Origin of the sequence: Crocosphaera watsonii WH 8501 (assembly GCF_000167195.1) — a bacterium.
GTDB lineage: Bacteria > Cyanobacteriota > Cyanobacteriia > Cyanobacteriales > Microcystaceae > Crocosphaera > Crocosphaera watsonii.
On the sequence record NZ_AADV02000304.1, the window covers coordinates 1 to 2,386 of the forward strand.

Genomic DNA, 2,386 nt, shown 5'->3' on the forward strand with positions numbered 1-2,386 from the left:
GTCAAGGGTTCTAAACTTTCTTGAAACCATTTGTGCATTTTGGCAAGGCTCCCTTGAGAAATGGGAATGCCAAAGACATACTCTATAAAATGTTCCTGTTTACGCCATGTAAGATTACCCCCATAGCCAAGCCAGCCCACGATGCTACTTAATCGCGCCCCATAACGGAATCCTTCTTTAACTCCCAATGGAACAGGACTGTAATCTGACCATCCACAACTAGGACATTTATAGAATCCGCGACGATATTCCCTGATTTCTATGGGTTGGTCTACTACTTCAGCCACTTGCTGGACTTTTTCGGGAACTACTTCATCTCGTTCCACTGAACCCCCACAAACAGGACAGTTTTCTAGTTCTAAAGGGACTATCTTATCGGGCTGACCAAAACCATTACGGGTCTTCCCTGGGTGGTCATATTTTGGTCCGCGTTTAAATCCTTTTTTGCGTTTCTTTTTGTCAGAAGGCTTTTTTAGTGGGTCTGATGATGGGGGGACTGAACTGTTTTTTGAGTTACGGTTTTTTAGCTTATCTCTCTCTTCTTTCAATTTTTCAATTTCTTGCTGTTGTGTAGAGATTTGTTGTTGTTGCTGGTCAATCAGTCTTTGTTGAAGAGATAACTGTTGTTGTGCCTTGACTAGTCACTCAATCATGAAGACATTCTTCGCCAACTGTTCATCGGCGATAGCTCTAACTAGCTTTGAATCAATGGTAGCATTTGTGGTCATAACCCCCACTATACATAAAAATCCCCGATTTTACCTTTATGTTGTCAAGACAGATTCTTTATTGCGGTGAGCAATTACCTAATGGTGCTGCTGGCGATCTATTTGGATTTTCTGTGTCATTATCAGGCAATAACGCTTTAGTGGGTAGTCACTTTGATGACGATAAGGGAACTGATAGTGGTTCGGCTTATCTTTTTGATGTCACCACAGGTAATTTGCTCCATAAATTAACTGCCCCTGATGGTGCTGCTGGTGATCAATTTGGATTTCCTGTGTCATTATCAGATAATACTGCCTTAATAGGTGGTTTTGGCGACGATGATCAGGGATTGAACAGTGGTTCAGCCTATCTTTTTGATGTCACCACAGGTGATTTCTTACAACCCAGATTCCGCACTTCAAAATGTAGTATAAAAAAATACATAGTTTTAAAAAGTCCGAAAATCATACCTGGGCAAGAATATTTCTCTTTTCATTAAATTTTTAGGAAAAATAATCAAATTAAGAAGATTTATACTCATTGAAAACTTAGCAAGACTCAGCACAAACGAAGGAGATTTTCCTCTTCTCATTTGATATCATTAGACTCTTATTCTTTTATTATTTTTGCTTTATCCAATTCAATTTATAGATAATATCTTTGACAAGATGCAGGTAATAAACTCAATATAAAACGCCTTTCTTCTGTTAAATTGACAATTTGTTTAACTCCGTTTAAAATCACATAATGAATACCTTGAAAACATTGAAATATCCACCTCAAAGTCGGACGCAATGTTACTTTCCCTACTTGATTATTTATTCCTTTTTTGACTCTTTTTAAACAATTTCTTAATTCTCTTTGCCCCAAGTTATAAATCAACAAACACAAAGACATTAAAAATAACATTGTTTCTATTCTTTCTGGTTTTTCAACGAAGAAACTATCAGTAAAAAATAAGGGATCTTTCAAAAATCGAAATCCTCTTTCCGTAGATTGCTGGTTTTTATAAGTTATCAGAATTTCACTAGCTTCTAATTTATTTTCCTCTACTAAGTTAGTTGCTAAAATAAATTTTCCTGCNNTCTTAGNCTTTCTACTTATCTCTTCATCTTTTTTGATGATCAGACTAATCATTTTATAAATCTTTTCCTTTTTTTCGAGTAAGTTTCATCAGTTCAACTTCTTTTATTCCNACAATCTCAATTTTTTATAATAGCTTTNAATTATATCGAGCAGCTTGAGGATGTTCAAATTCTNCAGAATGAATTTCTTTTAGAAAAATTTGGGATTTCTTCTCTTCCTGGGAAAGTGNTTTTCCAGTTTTTCAAATCACTTTTCTGCTTTTTTCACTCAGACTATACCCAGTTNGCTGATCCACCATAGAACAATTCTTCTTCCAGGATACTTTCAAATNAGGACANTCTTTTTCTTTACCTCCTCTTTACATCTCCACCCCCAAATTGGCCCAAATCCTTGCTTTTTATAGGCCTGGAACCCCGTTCACTTTAAAGGGGATAATGGGAATTCGGCCTATAGCCCTTAAACCGGGAATCAATTTTTGTTTTGGATCAAAATTTCACACATTTAAGATTCTCCCTCTCCCAAGAAAACCCCTGTGGTAACAAACGTTTGGGCGCGCGAACCCATAAAGAGATTATATCTCTTCTCTTCTTTT

General features: G+C 36.4%; 1 protein-coding gene and 2 pseudogenes. 1 reads left to right on the plus strand and 2 read right to left on the minus strand.

The genetic code is table 11. The features are described from left to right. Positions 1-737, minus strand: a pseudogene (locus tag CWATDRAFT_RS31140) (DUF6444 domain-containing protein); the annotation flags it as partial. Positions 738-766: 29 nt separating this feature from the next. Between CWATDRAFT_RS31140 and CWATDRAFT_RS31145 the strand changes: the two are divergent. Further along, positions 767-1,207, plus strand: a complete 441-nt coding sequence (locus CWATDRAFT_RS31145) for an FG-GAP repeat protein (protein WP_007308662.1) — start codon at positions 767-769, stop codon at positions 1,205-1,207. A 146-nt stretch (positions 1,208-1,353) separates the two neighbouring features. On the opposite strand, the pseudogene CWATDRAFT_RS35275 reads toward CWATDRAFT_RS31145, so the two are convergent. Next, a pseudogene (locus CWATDRAFT_RS35275) lies at positions 1,354-2,057 on the minus strand (IS1634 family transposase); the annotation flags it as partial. Between the last annotated feature and the right edge of the window lie 329 nt (positions 2,058-2,386).

Excerpts from the sequence above, each read along its gene's own strand:
- CWATDRAFT_RS31145 (WP_007308662.1), top strand. The coding sequence starts at position 767 with ATGTTGTCAAGACAGATTCTTTATTGCGGTGAGCAATTACCTAATGGT.